The sequence below is a fragment of the Nocardiopsis baichengensis YIM 90130 genome (assembly GCF_000341205.1).
Lineage (GTDB): Bacteria > Actinomycetota > Actinomycetes > Streptosporangiales > Streptosporangiaceae > Nocardiopsis_A > Nocardiopsis_A halophila.
The window spans coordinates 277,551-299,723 of sequence record NZ_ANAS01000019.1; the positions used below are offsets into that span (position 1 = coordinate 277,551).

At 75.3% G+C, this 22,173-nt stretch carries 16 protein-coding genes; 13 read left to right on the forward strand and 3 right to left on the reverse strand.

The window, feature by feature from the left end; genetic code table 11:
• Nucleotides 1-6: 6 nt before the first annotated feature.
• Genes tsaB through tsaD form a run of 3 tightly spaced genes read left to right on the forward strand, consistent with a single transcriptional unit; the run spans nucleotide 7 to nucleotide 2,227 of the window.
• The gene (gene tsaB, locus C892_RS0116600) at nucleotides 7-717 is read left to right on the forward strand and encodes a tRNA (adenosine(37)-N6)-threonylcarbamoyltransferase complex dimerization subunit type 1 TsaB (protein WP_017558091.1); all 711 of its coding nucleotides are present in this window, start codon (nucleotides 7-9) and stop codon (nucleotides 715-717) included.
• Nucleotides 705-1,190, forward strand: coding sequence for a ribosomal protein S18-alanine N-acetyltransferase (gene rimI, locus C892_RS0116605; protein WP_017558092.1), 486 nt, complete (start codon nucleotides 705-707; stop codon nucleotides 1,188-1,190). Before tsaB ends, rimI begins: the two co-directional genes overlap by 13 nt.
• Complete coding sequence (tsaD, locus tag C892_RS0116610; protein WP_017537973.1) at nucleotides 1,187-2,227, forward strand: tRNA (adenosine(37)-N6)-threonylcarbamoyltransferase complex transferase subunit TsaD; 1,041 nt, start codon at nucleotides 1,187-1,189, stop codon at nucleotides 2,225-2,227. The genes rimI and tsaD overlap by 4 nt, the downstream gene beginning before the upstream one ends.
• A gap of 248 nt (nucleotides 2,228-2,475) precedes the next feature.
• Here tsaD and C892_RS0116615 read toward each other — a convergent pair whose 3' ends face one another.
• Together C892_RS0116615 and C892_RS0116620 are read right to left on the reverse strand one after the other, a co-directional pair.
• Nucleotides 2,476-4,443: a coiled-coil domain-containing protein gene (locus C892_RS0116615; RefSeq protein WP_017558093.1), complete on the reverse strand. Its 1,968-nt coding sequence runs from the start codon at nucleotides 4,441-4,443 to the stop codon at nucleotides 2,476-2,478.
• A gap of 378 nt (nucleotides 4,444-4,821) precedes the next feature.
• Nucleotides 4,822-6,087: a class I SAM-dependent methyltransferase gene (locus C892_RS0116620; protein WP_017558094.1), complete on the reverse strand. Its 1,266-nt coding sequence runs from the start codon at nucleotides 6,085-6,087 to the stop codon at nucleotides 4,822-4,824.
• Between the two features lie 191 nt (nucleotides 6,088-6,278).
• On the opposite strand from C892_RS0116620, the gene groES reads away from it, so the two are divergent.
• From groES to C892_RS0116655, 7 genes are all read left to right on the forward strand, one after another.
• Complete coding sequence (gene groES / locus C892_RS0116625) at nucleotides 6,279-6,587, forward strand: co-chaperone GroES (protein WP_017537970.1); 309 nt, start codon at nucleotides 6,279-6,281, stop codon at nucleotides 6,585-6,587.
• Between the two features lie 104 nt (nucleotides 6,588-6,691).
• Complete coding sequence (gene groL / locus C892_RS0116630; protein ID WP_017558095.1) at nucleotides 6,692-8,308, forward strand: chaperonin GroEL; 1,617 nt, start codon at nucleotides 6,692-6,694, stop codon at nucleotides 8,306-8,308.
• A 140-nt stretch (nucleotides 8,309-8,448) separates the two neighbouring features.
• Complete coding sequence (locus C892_RS0116635; RefSeq protein ID WP_017537968.1) at nucleotides 8,449-9,075, forward strand: sigma-70 family RNA polymerase sigma factor; 627 nt, start codon at nucleotides 8,449-8,451, stop codon at nucleotides 9,073-9,075.
• Nucleotides 9,076-9,238: 163 nt separating this feature from the next.
• Entirely contained in the window at nucleotides 9,239-10,732 is a 1,494-nt protein-coding gene (gene guaB / locus C892_RS0116640; protein WP_017537967.1) for an IMP dehydrogenase, read from the forward strand.
• A gap of 29 nt (nucleotides 10,733-10,761) precedes the next feature.
• Nucleotides 10,762-11,868, forward strand: coding sequence for a GuaB3 family IMP dehydrogenase-related protein (locus C892_RS0116645; RefSeq protein ID WP_017558096.1), 1,107 nt, complete (start codon nucleotides 10,762-10,764; stop codon nucleotides 11,866-11,868).
• A 106-nt stretch (nucleotides 11,869-11,974) separates the two neighbouring features.
• Nucleotides 11,975-13,693 carry a glycerol-3-phosphate dehydrogenase/oxidase gene (locus C892_RS0116650; protein ID WP_017558097.1) on the forward strand — a complete coding sequence of 573 codons (1,719 nt, stop codon included), beginning with the start codon at nucleotides 11,975-11,977 and terminating at the stop codon, nucleotides 13,691-13,693.
• An 88-nt stretch (nucleotides 13,694-13,781) separates the two neighbouring features.
• On the forward strand, nucleotides 13,782-16,010 hold the full coding sequence (locus tag C892_RS0116655; protein ID WP_239647413.1) for a glycosyltransferase: 2,229 nt from the start codon (nucleotides 13,782-13,784) through the stop codon (nucleotides 16,008-16,010).
• A 21-nt stretch (nucleotides 16,011-16,031) separates the two neighbouring features.
• On the opposite strand, the gene C892_RS0116660 is transcribed toward C892_RS0116655, so the two are convergent.
• Complete coding sequence (locus tag C892_RS0116660; RefSeq protein ID WP_026124414.1) at nucleotides 16,032-16,976, reverse strand: NADP-dependent oxidoreductase; 945 nt, start codon at nucleotides 16,974-16,976, stop codon at nucleotides 16,032-16,034.
• A gap of 143 nt (nucleotides 16,977-17,119) precedes the next feature.
• On the opposite strand from C892_RS0116660, the gene C892_RS0116665 reads away from it, so the two are divergent.
• The 3 genes from C892_RS0116665 to galE all read left to right on the forward strand — a co-directional run bounded on the left by C892_RS0116665 (nucleotide 17,120) and on the right by galE (nucleotide 22,169).
• Entirely contained in the window at nucleotides 17,120-18,526 is a 1,407-nt protein-coding gene (locus C892_RS0116665; protein ID WP_026124415.1) for a 3' terminal RNA ribose 2'-O-methyltransferase Hen1, read from the forward strand.
• Nucleotides 18,523-21,069, forward strand: coding sequence for a polynucleotide kinase-phosphatase (locus C892_RS0116670; protein ID WP_026124416.1), 2,547 nt, complete (start codon nucleotides 18,523-18,525; stop codon nucleotides 21,067-21,069). The genes C892_RS0116665 and C892_RS0116670 overlap by 4 nt, the downstream gene beginning before the upstream one ends.
• Before the next feature lie 77 nt (nucleotides 21,070-21,146).
• Nucleotides 21,147-22,169: a UDP-glucose 4-epimerase GalE gene (gene galE / locus C892_RS0116675; protein ID WP_017558102.1), complete on the forward strand. Its 1,023-nt coding sequence runs from the start codon at nucleotides 21,147-21,149 to the stop codon at nucleotides 22,167-22,169.
• Nucleotides 22,170-22,173: the final 4 nt, after the last annotated feature.

A 22,173-nucleotide genomic window follows, 5' to 3' on the forward strand; every position in this document is an offset into this window, starting at 1 on the left:
TCGACCGTGCTGCTCCTGGCTTTCGACACCGCGACCCCGGCCGTCACCGCCGCGGTCTGCCAGGCCCCCGACGGCGGGGGCCCCGACACCGTCCGCACCGCGGCCGCCACCTCCTCGGTGGACGCGCGCCGCCACGGCGAGCTGCTCGCCCCGGCGATCCAGGAGGCGGTCGCCGAGGCCGGCACCCGCCTCGGCGACCTGGCGGGCATCGCCGTCGGCGTCGGCCCCGGCCCCTACACCGGCCTGCGGGTCGGCCTGGCCACCGCGCTCTCCCTGGCCGACGCCCTGGGCGTCCCCTGCCACGGGGTGCCCACCCTGGACGCCCTGGCCTACGCCTCCGGGCGCACCGGCCCGTTCATCGCGGCCAGCGACGCCCGCCGCAAGGAGGTGTTCTGGGCCCGGTACGCCGACGCCTCCACCCGTACCGGCGCGATCGCCGTGGACCGCCCCGCCGACGTCGACACCGGCGGCCTGCCGGTGGTCGGGCACGGCGCCGCCCTCTACCCGGCCGAGCTGGGAGGCGGCGCCCGGAAGGGCCCCGAGGGCGGCGACGAGGCGTTCGCGCCGCTGTACCCCACGGCCTCGGCCCTGGGCGAGCTGGCCCTGCGCCGCCTCCTCGCCGGGGAGGAGCTGGACGACCCCCGGCCGCTGTACCTGCGCCGCCCCGACGCGGCCGAGCCGTCCGGGCCGAAGAAGGTGGGCCAGTGGAAGGCGTGAGCGAGGTCCGGGTCCGCCCGATGGAGGGGGAGGACGTCGCGCCGGTCATGGTGCTGGAGCGCGCCCTGTTCCCCAAGGACGCCTGGAGCGAGGACATGCTCCGCGGCGAGTTGGCCGAGCCCACCCGGCACTACTTCGTCGCCGACCGCGGCGGCGACCTGGTGGGCTACGCCGGGCTGCGCGCGGTGCCGCCCGAGGGCGACGTGCAGACCATCGCGGTGCGCGCCGACGCCCAGGGGGACGGCGTGGGCACGCGCCTGCTGACGACCCTGCTCGCCGAGGCGCAGGAGCGGGGCGTCACCGAGATGTTCCTGGAAGTGCGCTCGGACAACCCGCGCGCCCGCGAGCTCTACCGCCGCTTCGGCTTCGGGGAGATCGGGGTGCGCCGCAAGTACTACCGCGACGCCGACGCGATCGTGATGCGCCGCTCGGCGTCGGCGGCCGAGCGCTCGGGCGAGGAGAGGATCCGATGAGCCGAGACGACCTCCCCCTGGTCCTGGGCATCGAGACGTCGTGCGACGAGACCGGCGTGGGCCTGGTCCGCGGCTGCACGCTGCTGGGCGAGGACGTCGCCTCCAGTGTGGAGCAGCACGCCCGCTTCGGCGGCGTCGTCCCGGAGGTGGCCAGCCGCGCCCACCTGGAGGCCATGGTGCCCACGGTGCGCCGCGCGCTGGACAAGGCCGGGGTGGCGGCCTCGGACGTGGACGCGGTGGCGGTCACCGCCGGCCCCGGGCTGGCCGGGGCCCTGCTGGTGGGCGTCTCGGCGGCCAAGGCCTACGCGATGGCGCTGGACGTGCCGCTGTACGGGGTCAACCACCTGGTCGGCCACGTGGCCGTGGACCAGCTGGAGCACGGGCCGCTGCCCAAGCCCGCGGTGGCGCTGCTGGTGTCCGGCGGGCACACGTCGCTGCTGCTGGTGGAGGACCTGGCCACGCGGGTCCGCTCGCTGGGCGACACCGTGGACGACGCGGCCGGCGAGGCCTACGACAAGGTGGCCCGCCTGCTGGGGCTGCCCTACCCGGGCGGCCCGCCGATCGACCGCGCCGCGCGCGAGGGCGACCCGGGGGCGATCCGGTTCCCGCGCGGCAAGTGGGGCGACGGCACCTACGACTTCTCCTTCTCCGGCCTGAAGACGGCGGTCGCCCGCTGGGTGGAGGACGCCGGGGGACAGGGGCGAGAGCTCCCGGTGGACGACATCGCCGCCGGGTTCCAGGAGTCGGTGGTCGACGTGCTGACCCGCAAGGCGGTCGACGCCTGTGTGGACAACGGCGTGGACCACTTGGTCATCAGCGGCGGGGTGGCGGCCAACTCCCGGCTGCGCGCCCTGGCCGAGGAGCGCTGCGCCGAGGCCGGGGTACGGCTGCGCGTCCCGCGCCCGAAGCTGTGCACCGACAACGGCGCGATGATCGGCGCCCTGGGCGCCGAGGTGGTGGCCGCCGGGCTGCCCCCGTCCCGCCTGGACCTGGCGACCGACACCTCCCTCCCGGTGAACATGCCCCTGGCCCCCTGACGGGGGAAGGGGGAAACGGCGGCATGGGCCGGGGAACCGCCCCGCTCCCTCGTCCCCTTCGTCCTCCTCGTCTCTCTCGCCGCCGCCTGGACGGCCATCGCGTCGGTGCCGTCTGCGTCCCACGTACGAGTCCCACGCACGAGTCCCACGAAAAAGGGGCGGGCCTTCGGCCCGCCCCTTCAAGCTCCGGTGGCCGGGTGTCTCACCCGCGGCCGGCCGGGAGGATCACAGGTCCCCTCGCGGCCCCGTCACTCGTCGTCGTCATCGTCCTCGTCGCGGCGGCGCTTCTTGCGGCCGTCCTTGCCGGGGCGCAGCAGGGCCTCGGCCAGGGCCAGCATGGTCTCCTCCAGCGCCGCCAGGCGCTTGGTGACGTCGTCGTGCGAGGTCTCCACGGCCTCGCTGAGCGCCTCTTCGAGCTCGTGCCGGTCCGGGCGGGCCTGCACGTCCTTGGCGATCGGCGCCAGCGCCCCGGTCAGCGCCTTCTCCAGCGCGTCCAGCCGGTCGCCGTGGTCGATCACCGGGCGCTCGGACAGCTCGGTCAGGCGCCGGTGCAGCTCGGAGACCTCCATGAGCGACGGCAGCTGGGCCAGCCGCTGGTTGAGCGCCTCCAGGCGGTCGTCCACCGCCTCCAGGCGCCCGTCCACGCCGTCGATCTGCCCGTCGACGCCCTCCAGGTGGCCGTTGACCCCCTCGAACTTGCCCTCGACGCCGCCCAGGCGCCCCTCGATGCCCTCCAGGCGCCCGCCGATCCCGTCGAAGCTGCCCTCGAAGTGCCCCTCGAAGGTGTCGAACCGGTCGGTCAGTCGGCCGAGCCCGCTGTCGAAGCGGCCGCTGATCGCCTCCAGGTGCCCGTCGATCCGCTCGCCCACCGAGGTCCGGTGCTCGTCGCTCTTGGCGTTGAGCGCGGTGATGCCCGCCTCCAGGGCGCCCTTGAGCGACTCCAGCTCCGCCGCGGCGGCGGCCCGGTCCTCCTCGGCCTGCGACCGCAGCCCGCGGGCGGTCTCCTCCAGCCGCTCGGCCAGGTGCTCGCGGTACTGGTCGTCGCGCTCGCGCAGCTCCGAGCGGTGCAGCTCCAGCTGCTCGTGCAGCTCGCCGAGGCGCTCGCGCACGTGGGTGCGCAGCTCGCCCAGGCGCTGCTCGGTGGACTCGGCCAGCTTGCCCAGCGCCCCGGACACGTCGGCGACCGCCGCCGTGGCCTCGGCGTGGTTCTCCTCGTTCTGGGCGGTGAGCTTGGCCGCGGTCTTGGCGAGTTCGGAGGTGAGCGCCTCGCGCTGCTCCTGCAGCGTGCCGGAGAGCGCCTCGTGGTTCTCGACCGCGCGGGTCTCGGCCGCCTCGCGCTGTTCCCGCAGGGCGGTGGTGAGGGCTTCGTGGTTCTCGGTGGCGCGGGTCTCCAGGGCCTCGCGCTGTTCGCGCAGCGCCGTGGTGAGGGCTTCGTGGTTCTCGGTGGCGCGGGTCTCCAGGGCCTCGCGCTGTTCGCGCAGCGCCGTGGTGAGGGCTTCGTGGTTCTCGCCGACGCGGGCCTCCAGCGACCCGTGCTGCTCCTGCAGGGCGGTGGTGAGGGCTTCGTGGTTCTCGCCGACGCGGGCCTCCAGCGACCCGTGCTGCTCCTGCAGCGCCGTGGTCAGCGTCTCGGCCCGCTCCTTCTCGGACTCCGACAGCGCCCCGAGCGACGACTCCAGCGACTCCACACGCTCGACCAGCGCCGCCAGGCGCTCCTCGGTCGCCGCCGAGAGCGCCTGCACGCCCCCGCCGACCTCCTCGACCCCGGTGCCGACCTCGTCCAGGCGGGCCCGGGTGCGGGCCTGCTCCTCGGAGAGCTCCTTGATCCGGTCCAGCGCGCTGGTGACGTGGTCGGCCACCCCCCGCACGTCGGACCGCAGCGCCGGGATCTCGGCGAGCGGCTTGACCCGCTGCCCGACCATCTCGATGTGCTCGGCGAGGGTCTCGGCCCACTCCGGCGGGCGCGCGCCCAGGTCGTCGACCTTGCCCTGGACGGCGGAGACCGCCTCGGCGAGCGTGGTGAACTCCCGTTCGCGGAACTCGCGCAGGAGCCACTCCATGCCCTCCAGGCGCTGGCGCATCTCCTCGGACACCGCGCCCTGGGACTTCTGCTCGGAGACCTGCTCCTGGGCGGCCCGGGACAGCAGGTCCCGCATCCGGTCGGAGATGCCGGTCTGACCTCCCCCGTTGAGGAAGTTGTGGCTGCTCTGTTCCACCGAGGCGCTCCTTAAGTGCTCTGAAGAGGGCCCCCGGCCCGGACGGAAGGGACGGGGGAGGGAGAAGTCGGGACGTCGGCGCGGGGGCGGCGGGGCGCATCACCCGGCGCCAGGGGTCGAACGCGTGCGGTGACCGTCGCGGGCGCGGCGGTGGGGCGAGGGCTCGGAGCGCGCCCGCCTGCCGCCGCCGGACGGATCCGCCGAAAGGGAAACGCCGACCGCGCGGGCCAGTTTAACGACATGGGCCTCGCTCGCCGCGGTCGAGTGCCGAAGATCGCTTGTCTCCCGGAAGTTCCACGGAGCAACGCTAGTACCGGAATCACCGGGAGTCATCGCCGTTCCACTGAATTCCCGAAAAGCGCAATTCATCCCTTTTGTTCAAGAGGCGCCGCTGACCTCGGAACACAGCAGGCAGAACGGCTTCTCGCCGATCCGGGTGAGCACCACCACCACCGATCCGGGGCCCGTGGCGCGCAGGTCGCGGCGGAGCCGCTCCACGTCCACGGCCGATCCGCGTTTCTTAATCGTTACGGTGCCCGCCCCGCGGGCGCGCACCGCGGCGCGCAGCCGCTTGAGCGAGAACGGCATCGCCTCGTGCACTTCATAGGCGCGGCAGAACGGCGTGTCCACCAGCCGGTCGGAGGCGATGTAGGCGATGCGCGGATCCAGCAGCACCCCCTCGACCTGCGCGGCCGCCTCGGCCACCAGGTGCGCCCGGACCACCGCGCCGTCCGGCTCGTACAGGTAGCGCCCCGGGGCGCCGACCGGGGCCCCCTCCTCCTCGGCGCCGCCGGCCAGGGTGCGGGCACGGCCGCCGCGCAGCAGGGTGGCCCGGCGCGCCGCCCCGTCGGCCAGCCCGCCGTACCACAGCGCCGCCTCCTTCACCTCGCCGTCCACCGACACCCACTCGGCCGACACCCCGGGCGCGATCCGCTCGTACGGCAGCCCGGGCGCGGCCTTCACGCAGGCCGCGGGCGCCGCCTGCGCCAGCGCCTCGACGGTGTCCCAGGCGGGGGAGTAGGCGTCCGGGTCGAACACCCGCCCCCGCTTCCCCCGCCGCGCGGGGTCGCAGAAGAGCGCGTCGGTGCCGGGGGCGGGGGCCCACTCCGGGCCGACCGTGCCCACGCGCACGCCGACCCGGTCGTCCACCCCCAGCGCCGCCATGTTGGCGGCGGCGACCCGCGCGGTGTGCGGGTCGGCGTCCACCGCCTCCACCCGCAGGCCGGACCCGGCCAGCGCCGCCGCGTCCGCCCCGATGCCGCAGCACAGGTCGGCCACCCGGCCCCCCTCGCCCAGTGCCGCGGCGAACCGCGCGGCCCGGTGCCGCGCCGCCTCGGCGCGGGTGGCCTGCTCCAGGCCGTCGGAGGTGAAGAACATCCGCGCGGCACGGTCGCCGAACTTCTCGCGCGCGCGTGAGCGCAGCCGCGCCTGGGTGAGCGCCGCCGCCGCGACGCCCGCCGGGTCGGCGCCGCCGGGCAGCTCACCGGCGGCCTCCTCGGCCACCGCCCGCAGGCGGGTGGCGGCGCGGAGCGCATCGCCGCGGGCCTCCTCCAGCGCGGCCTGCTCCAGCAGCCGCCCGCCCACCGGTGTGAGCAGCGCCGCGAACGCCTCGCCGGCCCGCTCACCAGGCCCTGTCTCGGGCAATGCTTCCCCCTGTGACCAGTTGTTTGACGCGCCCGAGAGGCCGGGCTAATGTTCGGTACTGGCACTCTCGACGGTAGAGTGCTAATCGCGACGAGGCCGGTCTGGCACCCGCGACGGCAGGCCGCCGTGGTCGCCCCTTTTGACAAGAATGCCGTTCCGCATCATCGAACCTGAAGGGGGAGGTCACACCCGTGTCGACCGCCACCAAGACCGTCCTGAAGCCGCTTGAGGACCGCGTCGTCGTCAAGACGCTCGAGGCCGAGCAGACCACCGCCTCCGGCCTGGTCATCCCGGACACCGCCAAGGAGAAGCCCCAGGAGGGCGAGGTCCTGGCCGTGGGCCCGGGCCGCCTGGACGACAAGGGCAACCGCGTCGCCCTCGACGTCAAGGTCGGCGACGTCGTCCTGTACAGCAAGTACGGCGGCACCGAGGTCAAGTACGACAACGAGGAGTACCTCGTCCTCTCCGCCCGCGACCTGCTCGCGGTCGTCGAGAAGTAGGACCTCCTCGCACCGTTCTGCGGTGCACCAGCCCCGGCCGGCCCGCGTGCCGGGCGGGGCTTTCGCACATCACCGTACTTGCACGGAGAGGCAGTTCCACAGCCATGCCGAAGATCCTGGAGTTCGAGGAGGACGCCCGCCGCGCCTTGGAGCGCGGCGTCGACCGCCTCGCCAACGCCGTGAAGGTGACCCTGGGCCCCCGCGGCCGCAACGTCGTCATCGACAAGAAGTTCGGCGCCCCGACCATCACCAACGACGGCGTGACCGTCGCGCGCGAGGTGGAGCTGGAGGACCCCTACGAGGACCTGGGGGCCCAGCTGGTCAAGGAGGTCGCCACCAAGACCAACGACGCCGCCGGCGACGGCACCACCACCGCCACCGTGCTGGCCCAGGCCCTGGTCAAGGAGGGGCTGCGCAGCGTCGCCGCGGGCGCCTCCCCGGTCGCCCTGCGCAAGGGCATCGGCGTGGCCGCCGAGGCGGTGTCCAACGCCCTGCTGGAGCGTGCCCGCGAGGTCGGCGAGCGCGCCGACATCGCCTACGTGGCCACCAACTCCGCCCAGGACGCCCAGATCGGCGACCTGATCGCCGAGGCCTTCGACAAGGTGGGCAAGGACGGTGTCATCACCGTCGAGGAGTCCCCGGCCATGGGGCTGGACCTGCAGTTCACCGAGGGCCTGCAGTTCGACAAGGGGTACGTCTCCCCCTACTTCGTCACCGACGGCGACCGCCAGGAGGCGGTGCTGGAGAACGCCCTGATCCTGATCCACCAGGGCAAGATCTCCAACCTCAACGAGCTGCTGCCGCTGCTGGAGAAGATCGTCCAGCAGAAGAAGCCGGTGCTGATCATCGCCGAGGACATCGAGGGCGACGCGCTGGGCGCCCTGGTGCTCAACAAGATCCGCGGCGCCCTCAACGTCGCCGCGGTCAAGGCCCCCGGCTTCGGCGAGCGCCGCAAGGCCATGCTGCAGGACATCGCGGTCCTCACCGGCGGCCAGGTCATCGCCGAGGAGGTCGGCCTGACCCTGGAGAACGCCGAGATCGACGTGCTGGGCACCGCCCGCCGCATCACCGTCACCAAGGACGAGACCACCATCGTCGACGGCGGCGGCGAGCAGTCCGAGGTCGACGACCGGGTCCGCCAGATCCGCAAGGAGATCGAGGCCAGCGACTCGGACTGGGACCGCGAGAAGCTCCAGGAGCGCCTGGCCAAGCTGGGCGGCGGCGTCTCGGTGCTGCGCGTGGGCGCGGCCACCGAGGTCGAGCTCAAGGAGAAGAAGCACCGCCTGGAGGACGCGATCTCGGCCACCCGCGCCGCGATCGAGGAGGGCATCGTCCCCGGCGGCGGCGCCTCCCTGGTGCACGCCGTCTCGGCCCTGGACGGCCTGGACCTGACCGGCGACGAGGCCACCGGCGCCGACATCATGCGCCGCGCCCTGCCCGAGCCGGCCCGCTGGATCGCGGTCAACGCCGGCGCCGAGGGCTACGTGGTCACCTACAAGATCGCCGAGCTGGACGCCGGCCAGGGCTTCAACGCCGCCACCGGCACCTACGGCGACCTGATGGCCCAGGGCATCATCGACCCGGTCAAGGTCACCCGCTCCGCGGTGGAGAACGCCGCCTCCATCGCCGGCATGCTGCTCACCACCGAGGCCCTGGTGGTGGACAAGCCGGAGGAGGACGAGGGCGAGGCCGCCGGGCACGGCCACGGCCACGGGCACTAGAGGCCGCTCTGCACTACCATGCGTGCCCCGGGGTCCCACCCGGGGCACGCGTGTTTTACCCGGCATTTCCACCAAATGTGATCATTCTGTAGTCGTCGTTCGTGACGTTAAGGGGCGGTGGTCGGGGCATGATTCGAGGCGTGACGGATCAACGCGCCGCCGGGGCCGTGCTGGCCAGGCGCTCGGCACCCCGGCGCCCAGCGACCGATGACGCGGAGCTGGGGCGGCTGACCACGCTGGCGGTCCAGGGGGACCACGGCGCGGTCGACTCGCTCCTACGCGAGATCCGCCCCATGGTGGTGCGGTACTGCCGGGCCCGGCTCTCCCGGGTCTCCGGGTACGCCCACTACACCGACGACGTGGCCCAGGAGGTGTGCATCGCCCTGCTGTCGGCCCTGCCCCGCTACGAGGACATGGGCCGGCCCTTCGCCTCCTTCGTCTTCGGGATCGCCGCCCACAAGGTCGCCGACGCGCTGCGCACCTCCACCCGCGCCGACGTGCCCACCGACACCGTCCCCGACCGGCCCGACGACGGCCCCTCCCCGGAGGAGGCGGCGGTGCGCAGGGTCGAGGCCGACCGGGCCCGGGCCCTCTTGGAAGAACTCCCCGAGCAGCAGCGCAGGCTGCTCGTGATGCGCGTGATTGCGGGACTGTCAGCAGATGAGACCGGACATGTACTCGGAATGTCGGCGGGCGCGGTACGGGTTGCCCAGCACCGAGCTCTTGCTCGGCTTCGGCACGTGGCCGTGGCGAACCGCCTCTTCTGAGCCGCCCGGCCACGCGCCGCGCACCCCCGGACCGCGCGGCTGCCGCCGCCCCTCCCGCATCCCCGCCGACCGCTGGTGCCGCCGCCTGTGAGCCCGTTCACGGGGTGAGCCCGTGGCCAGGGGTTCTAGGATGGGGCTGCACGCGCGAGTGGTTGGGATATCCATGACACAGCTTTATACGGGGGAGGGCGGCAAGGTCCTTCCGCCCGGACTCACCTACGACGACGTCCTGCTGGTGCCGGCGTACTCGGACCTGCAGCCCGGCGAGGCCGACACCTCCACGCGGCTGTCCCGGACCATCGACCTGCGCATGCCGCTGCTGTCGGCGGCCATGGACACGGTCACCGAGGCCCGCACCGCGGTGGCCATGGCCCGCCAGGGCGGCACCGGGGTGCTGCACCGCAACATGTCCGCCGACGAGCAGGCCGCCCAGGTCGACCTGGTCAAGCGCTCCGAGGCCGGGATGGTCACCGACCCGGTCACCTGCGGCCCCGACGACACCCTCGCCGACGTGGAGCGCCTCAGCGCCCACTACCGCATCTCCGGGGCCCCGGTCACCGACGCCGAGGGCCGCCTGGTCGGCATCGTCACCAACCGGGACATGCGCTTCGAGCTGGACCGCAGCCGCCGGGTCCGCGACGTGATGACCCCGATGCCGCTGGTCACCGCGCCGGTGGGGGTCGGCCGCGAGGAGGCCCTGCGCCTGCTGCGCGAGAACAAGGTGGAGAAGCTCCCGCTGGTCGACGACCGGGACCGGCTGCGCGGGCTGATCACCGTCAAGGACTTCATCAAGAGCGAGCAGTTCCCCGACGCCACCAAGGACGCCGACGGCCGCCTGGTCGTCGGCGCGGCCGTGGGCGTGGGCGCCGACGCCGTCGAGCGCGCCAAGCGGCTGCTGGAGGCCGGGGTCGACTTCCTGGTGGTGGACACCGCGCACGGCCACTCGGCCGGCGTGGCCGACACCGTGGCCACCCTCAAGGGCCACACCGACGTGGACGTGGTCGCCGGCAACATCGCCACCCGGGACGGCGCGCAGACGCTCATCGACGCCGGCGCCGACGCCGTCAAGGTCGGGGTGGGCCCCGGCTCCATCTGCACCACCCGGGTCGTGGCCGGGGTGGGCGCCCCCCAGGTCACCGCCGTGATGGAGGCCGCCAAGGCGGCCGGGCCGGCCGGGGTGCCGGTCATCGCCGACGGCGGCCTGCAGTACTCCGGCGACATCGCCAAGGCGATCGTGGCCGGCGCGAGCACCGTGATGCTGGGCAGCCTGCTGGCCGGCGTGGAGGAGAGCCCGGGCGAGCTCATCTTCATCAACGGCAAGCAGTACAAGACCTACCGCGGCATGGGGTCGCTGGGCGCCATGCGCGGCCGCTCCTTCTCCAAGGACCGCTACTCCCAGGCCGAGGTCACCACCGAGGAGAAGCTCATCCCCGAGGGCGTCGAGGGCCAGGTGCCCTACCGCGGGCCGCTGGAGGCCGTCGCCCACCAGCTCGTGGGCGGGCTGCGCCAGTCCATGTGGTACGCCGGGGCCCGCACCGTCGACGACCTGCGGGACCGGGGGCGCCTGATGCAGATCACCGCGGCCGGGCTCAAGGAGAGCCACCCGCACGACATCCAGATGACCGTCGAGGCGCCGAACTACAGCGGCCGCAAGTAAGCAGCGAGGAGAGCGAAGCGTTGGCTCAGGTGGAGATCGGGCTGGGCAAGAACGGGCGACGGGCCTACGAGCTCGACGAGATCGGGATCGTCCCCGCCCGCCGCACCCGCGACCCCGAGGAGGTGTCGATCGCCTGGCAGATCGACGCCTACCGGTTCGAGATGCCGCTGGTCGCCAGCCCCATGGACAGCGTCTCCTCCCCGGAGACCGCGGTCGCCCTGGGGCGCCACGGCGGCCTGGGCGTGCTGGACCTGGAAGGGCTGTGGACCCGCTACGAGGACCCCGAGCCGCTGCTGGCCGAGATCAGCGAGCTGGGCGACGAGGCCGCCACCGAGCGCCTGCAGGCGATCTACGCCGAGCCGATCAAGGAGGAGCTGATCGGCCGCCGGATCGAGCAGATCCGCCAGGCCGGGGTGGTCGCCGCCGCCCGGCTCTCCCCGCAGCGCACCGCCCAGTACCACAAGGCGGTCGTGGACGCCGGGGTGGACCTGTTCGTCATCCGCGGCACCACCGTCTCGGCCGAGCACGTCTCCGGCCGCGCCGAGCCGCTCAACCTCAAGCAGTTCATCTACGACCTGGACGTGCCGGTGGTGGTGGGCGGCTGCGCCACCTACACCGCGGCGCTGCACCTGATGCGCACCGGCGCGGCCGGGGTGCTGGTCGGCTTCGGCGGCGGCGCCGGGCACACCACCCGCTCGGTGCTGGGCGTGGCGGTGCCGATGGCCAGCGCCATCGGCGACGTGGCCGCCGCCCGCCGCGACTACCTCGACGAGTCCGGCGGCCGGTACGTGCACGTCATCGCCGACGGCGGGATGACCGGCAGCGGCGACATCGCCAAGGCCCTGGCCTGCGGCTCCGACGCGGTGATGGTCGGCTCCCCGCTGGCCCGCGCCGCCGAGGCGCCCGGCGGCGGCTACCACTGGGGCAGCGAGGCCCACCACGGCGAGCTGCCCCGCGGCGAGCGGGTGCACGTGGGCACCGTCGGCGACCTGGAGGCCATCCTCAACGGCCCCGCGCACGCCGGCGACGGGTCGATGAACCTGCTGGGAGCGCTGCGCCGCACCATGGCCACCGCCGGCTACTCCGACCTCAAGGAGTTCCAGCGGGTCGAGGTCGTCGTCAACCCGCACCGCTGACCCGCGCCCGACGGCCGCGCCGTGTGTCACCCGGGCCCCGCGAGGGGCCCGGGTTAGCCTGATGAGGGCAGGGAGCGTCGGCGCGAGCCAGTCGGGAGGCGGACACATGGCGGCCACCACGCGCATGGGACCGGAGGAACGGGCCGAGGGGCTGGCCCGCATGGGGACCGGGGAGCTGGACGTCCTGGTCGTCGGCGGCGGCATCGTCGGGGCGGGGACCGCCCTGGACGCGGTGGCGCGGGGGCTCAAGGTGGGCCTGATCGAGGCCCGCGACTTCGCCTCGGGCACCTCCAGCAGATCCAGCAAGCTCATCCACGGCGGCCTGCGCTACCTGGAGCAGCTCGACTTCGAACTGGTCCGCGAGGCCCTGACCGAGCGCGGGCTGCTGCTCCACCGCATCGCCCCGCACCTGGTCCGCCCGGTGCCGTTCGTCTTCCCCTTCTCCCACCACTGGGAGCGCCCCTACATCGGGGCCGGCGTCGCCCTGTACGACACCCTGTCGCTGACCATGGGCACCTCCCGCGGGCTGCCGCACCACCGCCACCTGACCCGCTCCGGTGCGCTGCGGGTCTTCCCCGCGCTGCGCCGGGACGCCCTGGTCGGCGCGGTCCAGTACTGGGACGCCCAGGTCGACGACGCCCGCTACGTGCTCACCGTGCTGCGCACCGCCGCCGGCCTCGGCGCCCACGTGGCCTCCCGGGTCCAGGCCACCTCCTTCCTGCGCGAGGGCGAGCACGTCACCGGCGCCCGCGCCACCGACCTGGAGACCGGCCAGGAGCTGGAGATCCGCGCCAAACAGGTGGTCAACGCCGCCGGGGTGTGGACCGACGACATCCAGGAGATGGTCGGCGGCCGCGGCCAGATCCACGTGCGCGCCTCCAAGGGCATCCACCTGGTGGTGCCGCGCGACCGCGTCCAGGCCTCCTCCGGGCTGATCCTGCGCACCGAGAAGAGCGTGCTGTTCGTCATCCCGTGGGGGCGGCACTGGATCGTCGGCACCACCGACACCTCCTGGGACCTGGACAAGGCGCACCCGGCCGCCAGCCGCCGGGACATCGACTACCTGCTGGACGAGGTCAACCGGGTGCTGCGGGTGCCGCTGACCCGGGACGACGTGGAGGGGGTCTACGCCGGCCTGCGGCCGCTGCTGTCCGGGGAGTCCGACGAGACCTCCAAGCTCTCCCGCGAGCACACCGTGGCCCACCCGGTGCCCGGCCTGGTGCTCATCGCCGGCGGCAAGTACACCACCTACCGGGTGATGGCCCAGGACGCCGTGGACGCGGTCGCGCACGGCCTGGACGGGCGCATCCCCGACTCGGTCACCGACCGGCTGCCGCTGGCCGGGGCCGACGGGTTCGCCGCGCTGTGGAACCAGCGCCGCTCCCTGGCCCGCGACGCCGGCCTGCACCCCTCCCGGGTGGCGCACCTGCTGCGCCGCTACGGCTCGCTCGTCCACGAGGTGCTGGCGCTGATGAAGGAGGACCCCGACCTCAAGGAGCCGCTGGCCGGGGCCGACGACTACCTGCGCGCCGAGGTGGTCTACGCCGTGCGCAACGAGGGCGCCCGCCACCTGGACGACGTGCTCGCCCGCCGCACCCGGGCGGCCATCGAGACCTGGGACCGCGGCATCGCCGCCGCCCCGGAGGCGGCCGCGCTGATGGCCGGCCCCCTGGGCTGGAGCTCCGAGCAGGTCGAGCGCGAGGTGGAGTACTACCGCAAGCGCATCGAGGCCGAGCGGGCCGCCCAGGAGCAGGACACCGACCAGGAGGCCGACGCCGCCCAGCACGGGGCGCCCGAGGTGGTCCCCGAGGACCTGGCGACCTGAGGGCCGCCCGGGCGGGCTTCGTGGTCCTTTGTCGGACTTTTGCCCGTCGTCCGGGACGGCCCCCGGGGCCGCGTCCTAACCTGCAGACGTGGCCGTACTCAGCGCAGTCGTGTGCGTCGCGGGCACCGGGGACCGGCGCGAGGACCCCCGGGCGTGCCTGCGCTCCATCGCGGCGCAGACCCTCGCCGGTGTGGAGACCGTCGTCGTGGAGGCCGCGGACGGCCCCGGACCGGGGGCGGCCCGCAACGCCGGCGCCGCCCGCGCCACCGGGGAGTTCCTCGCCTTCGTCGACGCCGCCGACCGGCTCCCGCCCTATGCCCTGGGGGCGATGGTCAACGGGCTGCGCGCCTCCGGGGCCGACCTGGCCACGGCCGCGCACTGCGCCGCAGCGCCGTCGGTGCCCCGGGCGCCGGTGCTGGGCACGCACATCAGCGAGCGCCCCGAACTGCTCGGCGACCACTCGGCCGCCGGCAAGGTGTGGCGCCGCGCCTTCTGGGAGTCCCAGCGCCTGGCCTTCCCCGAGCACGACGGGCGCGCCGCCGAGATGCGCCTGGTGGTGCCCGCCCACTACGCCGCCACGGCGGTCGACGTGCACACCGGGCGCTTCGTGCTGGGCCCCGACCCGGCCGCCGCGGCCGACCAGGCCCCGCCCGAGGAGCTGTTCGCCGTGGTGCGGGCCACCGCGGGCGCGGTGGCCGAGGAGGCCGGGCCGGCCGACCGGGGCGACTGGGACGCGCACGCGCTCACCGGGGTGCTGGCCCGCGCGCTGCGCCGGGCCGCCGACGAGGGCGGGGGCGCGGGCCTGGGCGCCTTCGCCGAGGTCGCCAACTCCTACCTGGACACCGTGGACCCGCGGGTGCTGCGCCGGCTGCCGGTGCTCGACCGCCTGGCCTGGTACCTGGTCCGCCGGCACATGCCCGACGAGCTGCAGCGGCTGCTGGCCTTCGCCCGCGAGGCGGGGCCCGAGGGGCTGCGCGCGCACGCCTACGCGGTGCGCCACGGCACCCGCTGGTACGCCGACTACCCCTTCCACGACGACCCCCTGGCCGAGGTGCCCCAGGCCCTGTACCGGCTCGACTCCGAACTCGACATCTCCCAGCGCGCCGAGGAGGCGCGCTGGGACGGCCCGCGGCTGGCGGTGCGCGGGCGGCTGCGGCTGGGGTTCCTGCCGCCCGACGGCCGGCTCCGCCAGTACCTGCGGGCCCGCGCGGTCAACCGCGGTACCGGCGCCAAGGCCCGGGTGCGCGCCTGGGCCCGCCCGGCCAACGCCTTCGACCTGCCGCGCGGCACCGTCACCCCGCGCCGCGACTGGGGCGGCTACGAGCTGCGGCTGGACGCGCGCGACCTCAAGGCCAACGGCACCTGGCGGCCGGGGGAGTGGCACGTCGACCTGTGGGCGGTCAACCGCGGGGTGAGCCGCCGCGCCCGGCTGGCCGCCCCCGGGCCCGGCGCCGCCTGCCGGCCCTGGGCCGCCGAGGTGGAGCCCGGGGTGTGGGTGCGGCCCGAGTGGCGCGGCGACGGGCTGGTGCTGGTGGTCGACCCGCTGCGGGCGCGCATCGACGGGCACCGCTTCGACGGCGGCGGGCTGGAGCTGACCGGCCGCGCCGCCGCCGAGGTCCCCGACCGGGCCCGGCTGCGCATCACCCGGCGCCCCGGCGACGCGGTCCTGGACGTGCCCATGGAGCGCGACCGCACCCAGGGCCGGTTCGCCGCCCGGGTGCCCCTCGACGCGCTGACCGAGGGGTTCGATGAGCGGCGCGCCGCGCCGGGCGGGCCGGACTGCTCCGAGCTGTGGGACTGCGCCCTGGTGCTGGACGGCCGGGTAGAGGCACGGGTCGCCCTGGAGGGCGACAAGGCCGAGGGGGCCGAGCAGACCGGGCCGGACCGCGCCGTGGCGGTGGAGCACGACGGCCCCGGCTGGGCGGTGCTGCGCGCCGGGCTCACCGCGCCGGTGGTGGCCGGCGCCGAGTGGCGGGAGGGGCGGCTGCGCCTGTCCGGCCCCTTCCCGGTCCCCGCGGCCGCCGCCGAACTGGTGCTCACCGACCCGGAGACGGGGGCCGCCACCCGCGCCCCGGCCACGGTGGACGGGGCGCACTTCTCCGCCGTGGTCCCCGCCGACCTGCCGGACGGGCGGTACCGGGCGGTGCTGGACCTGTCCTTCGCCGACGCCTCCCGCCAGCGGCGCCCCCTGGTCGTGGAGGGGGCCCTGCTGGAGGACCTGCCGTTCGCCGGCACCACGGGCGGGCGCCCCTTCTCCCTGGACGCCGACAGCCCGCGGGACCCGCTGATCATCGCCGGCCCGGAGGCGATGCCCTAGCCCCCGGCCCCCGCTCCCGGTTCAGATCCGCAGCACCGTCTTGCCCCGCGCCCCGCCCTCGCGCAGGCGGGCCAGGGCCGAGGGCGCCTCCTCCAGGGGGTCCTCGTGGTCGATGTGCACCTGCAGCCGGCCGGCGCCGATCAGGTCGGCCAGCACCGCCAGCAGGCGGGCGCTGCCCCGGTTGCTGTAGTTGATCCCCGTGATGCCCCGCCCGCGCAGCTCCTCGGGGTCCAGCGCCCCCAGCGTGCTGGCCACCGTGCCGCCGGGGCGGTGCACCGCCGGGAGCAGCTCGGCCACCCCCTCGGCGCCGTGCACCAGGTCGATGACCGTGTGCACCCCGTCCGGGCACAGCTCCAGAAGCCGCTCGGCGAGCGGTCCGGGGTCGAGCACCTCCGAGGCGCCCAGGTGGCGCATCCACTCCCGGGACCGGTCCCCGGCGGCGGTCGCGAGCACCGTCGCCCCCCGGTCCCGGGCGAACTGCACCACCGACTGGCCCACCCCGCCGGTGGCCCCCACCACCAGCACCTTCTGCCCGGCGTCCACCCCGGCCGCCTCGACCAGCCCGTAGGCGGTCATGGTGGCCGTGGGCACCGCGGCCGCCCGGGTGAACAGCATCTGCTCGGGCATCCGGGCGACCGCGTCCTCCTCGGTGGCCAGCGCGTACTCGGCGTAGCTGCCCAGCCCCTGGGGCAGCCGCAGGAACTGGCCGTAGACCCGCTCGCCGGGCCGGAAGGCGGTCACCCCCGGGCCGACGGAGTGCACCGTCCCGGCGCCGTCGCTGCCCAGGATCAGCGGGAAGGCGTGCGGGACGGCGCCGCGCAGCAGGCCCTCGGCCACCTTCCAGTCGAACGGGTTCACCCCCGCCGCGCGCAGGTGCACCAGGAACTCCCCGGGCCCCGGCACGGGCGCCGGCAGGTCCATCACTTCGGGAACGGCGCCGAATTCGGCGACGGCGACGGCACGCATCGGACGGTCCCCCCTCAGCAGCACCCGCGAGAACGCGGCGTGCACCCCCTGACGTGGGAATTCGTCCCCGCGGCGGACGGCGGCCAACCCTGCGCGGGAAAATCCGGTCGCCCCGCCCGCACCCGGTGGGCCACACTCGGACCGTGCTTCTGACGATCACCGCCCGATTCCGGCCCGCCACCGACCTGGGGTACCTGCTGCACAAGCACCCCGACCGGGTGCAGGCCTTCGCGCAGGCCCACGGCACGGCCCACGTGTTCTACCCCGAGGCCGGCCCGGAGGCGTGCACGGCGGCGCTGCTGCTGGAGGTCGACCCGGACCGGCTGCGGCGCGCCCGCCCGCACGCCGGCGCCGCCTCCTTCGCACTGGCCTCCTACGTCAACGACCGGCCCTACGCGGCCTCCTCGCTGATGTCGGTCGCGATCGGGGACGTGTTCCGCACCGCGCTCAAGGGCCGCTGCGACGCCCGGCCCGACCTGGCCGCCGCCGCCCTGCCGCTCACCCTGTCGCTGCCCGCGGTTCCCTGCCGCGGCGGCGCCGACGAGGCCCGCGCCCTGTTCGAGCCGCTGGGCTGGCGGGTGGAGGCCGAGCCCGTCCCGCTCGACGAGGGCCTGCCCGGGTGGGGCGACGCGCACTACATCGGCCTGACCCTCACCGGAGAGCGGCGGCTGTCCGAGGCCCTGTCCCACCTGTACGTGCTGCTGCCGGTGATGGACGGCGCCAAGCACTACTGGGTGGCCGACGACGAGGTCGACAAGCTGCTCCGCAACGCCGGCGGCTGGCTGGCCGGCCACCCGGAGCGCCCCCGCATCACCTCCCGCTACCTGGCGCGCCGCCGCCACCTCGCCCGGCAGGCCTCCGCCCGCCTCGACGCCCTGGGCGCCCTGGAGGACCTGCCCGAGCACGAGCCGCCCGAGCGGCCCCCCGAGGAGGAGGCGCGCGAGCGCGAGCCCACCCTGGCCGACCGGCGCGCCGGGGCGGTGCTCAGCGCCCTCAGGGCCGAGGGCGCCCGCACCGTCCTCGACCTGGGCTGCGGCGGCGGCGCGCTGGTGCGGCGCCTGCTCGACGACGCCGCCTTCACCCGCGTCGCCGGGGCCGACCCGTCCGCCGACGCGGTCGCCGCCGCCCACCGCCGGCTGCGCACCGACCGCATGTCCGAGCGCGAGAGCGCCCGGCTGGAGCTGTTCTGCGCCTCCGCGGTCCACCGCGACCCGCGCCTGCGCGGCTACGACGCCGCCGTGCTGATGGAGGTCGTCGAGCACCTGGACCCCTGGCGGCTGCCCGCCCTGGAGCACGTCGTCTTCGGCGACGCCGCGCCCCGCACCGTCGTCGTCACCACGCCCAACGCCGAGTACAACGTCCACTACCCGGGCCTGGCCCAGGGCCGGATGCGCCACCCCGACCACCGCTTCGAGTGGACCCGGTCCGCGTTCGCGGCCTGGGCCGAACGGGTGGCCGCCGAACACGGCTACCGCGTGCGCCTGCTGCCGGTCGGCCCCGAGGACACCGCGACCGGACCGCCGACCCAGATGGGGGTGTTCACCCGATGAGCTCCGAGCGTGTGCTGCGCGTGCCCGACGCCGGACTCGTGCTGCTGGTCGGGGTCTCCGGCTCCGGCAAGTCCACCGCCGCCGCCCGCTGGTTCCGCCCCACCCAGGTCGTCTCCTCCGACGCCTGCCGCGCGGCGGTCAGCGACGACGAGAACGACCTGGCCGCCACCGGCGACGCCTTCGAGGTGCTCAACGCCATCGTCGGCAAGCGCCTCCAGCGGCGCCTGCTCACCGTGGTGGACGCCACCAACGTGCAGAAGGACTCCCGCGCGCGGCTCGTGCGCATCGCCAAGGAGCACGACCTGCCCGCCGCGGCGGTCGTGCTGGACGTCTCCGAGGGCACCGCCAACCGGCGCAACGCCGAGCGCACCGACCGGGACCTGCCGCCGCGGGTGGTCGCCCGCCAGCGCCGCGAGCTGCGCCGCGACCTCAAGCGCATGGACCGGGAGGGCTTCCGCCGCGTGCACGTGCTGCGCGGTGAGGAGGAGATCGCCGCCGCGCGGGTCGTGCCCGAGCGGTCCTGGAACGACAAGCGCGACCTGACCGGCCCCTTCGACGTCATCGGCGACGTGCACGGCTGCCGCGCCGAGCTGGAGGAGCTGCTGGACGTGCTGGGCTACGGCATCGAGCGCGACGCGCAGGGCCGCGCGGTCGGCGCCCGCCACCCCGAAGGGCGCACCGCCGTCTTCGTCGGGGACCTGGTCGACCGCGGCCCCGACTCCCCCGGGGTGCTGCGCCTGGCCATGGGCATGGTGGAGGCGGGCGACGCGCTGTGCGTGTCCGGCAACCACGAGGCCAAGCTGGTGCGCGCCCTCAAGGGGCGCAACGTCAAGCGCTCCCACGGCCTGGCCGAGACGCTGGAGCAGCTCGACGCCGAGGGTGAGGGGTTCGGCGCCCGCACGCTGGAGTTCTGCGACGGGCTCGTCTCGCACTACCTGCTGGACGGCGGGCGCCTGGTCGTCGCCCACGCCGGGCTCAAGGAGTCCTACCACGGCCGCTCCTCCGGGCGGGTGCGCTCCTTCGCCCTGTACGGGGACACCAGCGGCGAGACCGACGAGTACGGGCTGCCCGTCCGCCACGACTGGGCCGCCGAGTACCGCGGCCGCGCCGCCGTCGTCTACGGCCACGTGCCCACCACCGAGGCCGAGTGGGTCAACAACACCCTGTGCCTGGACACCGGCTGCGTGTTCGGCGGCCGGCTGACCGCGCTGCGCTACCCCGAGCGGGAGACCGTCGCCGTCGGCGCCCACGCCACCTGGTACGAGCCCACCCGGCCGCTGCGCCCGCAGGCCCCGGCCCCGGGGCCCGCCGCGCCCGGGGTGGTGGAGGCCCCGGCCCCCGGCGCCGCCGTGGACACCGCCCACGGGCGGGTGCGCGTCCCCGAGGCCGGCGCCCTGGCCGCACTGGAGGTGATGAGCCGCTACGCCGCCGACCCGCGGTGGCTGCTCTACCTGCCGCCGACCATGGCGCCCGCGCCCACCTCGGCCGACCCGGCGCTGCTGGAGCGGCCGCAGGAGGCCTTCGAGCGGTACCGCTCCGAGGGCGTGGACCGGGTGGTGTGCCAGGAGAAGCACATGGGCTCGCGGGCGGTGGCCGTGGTGTGCCGGGACGCCGAGGCGGCCGCGCGCCGCTTCGTGCCCGGGGCGCCCGGCGCCGTCCACACCCGCACCGGCCGCCCCTTCTTCGCCGACCCGGCCGCCGAGAAGGAGGTGCTGGAGGAGCTGCGGGCCGGACTGACCGCCGCGGGGGCCTGGGAGCGGCTCGGCACCGACTGGGTCGCCCTCGACGGGGAGATGCTGCCCTGGTCGGCCAAGGCGGAGGGGCTCATCCGGGAGCAGTACGCCGCGGTGGGCGCCGCCGCCCGCGCCGCCCTGCCCGCGGCCGCCGCCGCGCTGGACCGCGCCGCCGGGCGCGGCCTGGACCTGGGCGGCCTGCCCGGCCGGGTGGCCGCCGCACGCGAGGACACCGAGGCCTTCAGCGCGGTCTACCGCCGCTACACCTGGCCCACCGAGGGCGCGGCCGGCCTGCGCTACGCCCCGTTCGCGGTGCTGGCCGCCGAGGGGGCCGCGTTCACCGGGCGCGACCACCTGTGGCACATGCGCTTCACCGAGGCCCTGGCCGAGCACTGCCCGCTGGTGCGCACCACCCGCTACCTGGTGGTGGACGCCACCGACCCGGACGCCGTCGCCGGGGCCGTCCGCTGGTGGGAGGGGCTGACCGCGGCCGGAGGCGAGGGCATGGTGGTCAAGCCCTTCGCCGGCGCCGAGGCGACCGGGGCCAAGGGCCTGGCCCAGCCGGGGCTCAAGGTGCGCGGGCCGGAGTACCTGCGCATCGTCTACGGCCCCGGCTACCTGCGCCCCGAGCGCCTCGCCGGGCTGCGCGACCGCCGCCTGGGCCGCAAGTCCTCGCTCGCCCTGCGCGAGCACCGGCTGGGCCTGGAGGCCCTGGCCCGGCACGCCCGCGGCGAGCCCCTCGACCGGGTGCACGCGCCGGTGTTCGGGGTGCTGGCCCTGGAGTCCGAACCGGTGGACCCCCGGCTCTAGGGCACGGGCGCGCCGCGCCCGCCGTCCGGCGCGGGGCGCGCATATGCTGGTGGGCGACCGGACGAGGGGAGAGGCACGTGAGGGTCCTGCTGACCGGGGGAGCGGGGTACATCGGCACCCACACCGCGGTGGAACTGGCCGCGGCCGGGCACGAACCGGTGCTCTTCGACGCCCTGTACAACAGCCGCGCCGAGGCGGTGCGCCGGGTCGAGCGCATCACCGGCCGCCCCGTCCCCTTCGTCGAGGGCGACTGCGCCGACCGCGCCGCCGTCGAGCGGGCCTTCGACGAGCACCGCCCCGACGCCCTCGTCCACTGCGCCGGGCTCAAGGCGGTCGGGGAGTCCACCGAGCGGCCGCTGGCCTACTACCGCAACAACCTGGACGCGCTGCTGACCCTGTGCGAGGCGATGGACGGGCGCGGGGTCCGCCGCATCGTGTTCAGCTCCTCGGCCACCGTCTACGGCGACCCGGCCACCGTGCCCATCACCGAGGACATGCCGCTGTCGGCCACCAACCCCTACGGCGCCACCAAGCTCTTCGCCGAGCGGATCCTGGACGACGCGGCCGCCGCCGACCCGCGCCTGCACGCGGTGTCGCTGCGCTACTTCAACCCGATCGGCGCCCATCCCAGCGGGCTCATCGGGGAGGACCCGCGCGGCGTCCCCGCCAACCTCTTCCCCTACATGGCCCAGGCCGCCGCCGGGCGCCGCGGCCCGCTGCGGGTGTTCGGGGACGACTACCCCACCCCCGACGGCACCGGGGTGCGCGACTACCTGCACGTGGTCGACCTGGCCCGGGGGCACGTGGCCGCCCTGGAGCACCTGGACGACGCCCCCGGCCACCGCGTCTACAACCTGGGCACCGGCCAGGGCACCTCGGTGCTGGAGGCGGTCCGCGCCTTCGAGGAGGCCACCGGGGTCCCGGTGCCCCGCGAGGTCGTCGGCCGCCGCCCCGGCGACATCGCCGCCTGCTACGCCGACCCCTCGGCGGCCCTGCGCGACCTGGGCTGGAAGACCGAGCTGTCCATCGCCGAGGCCTGCGCCGACGCCTGGCGGTGGCAGACGCGCAACCCGGAGGGGTACGCGGTTACCGAACGGTAGTCAG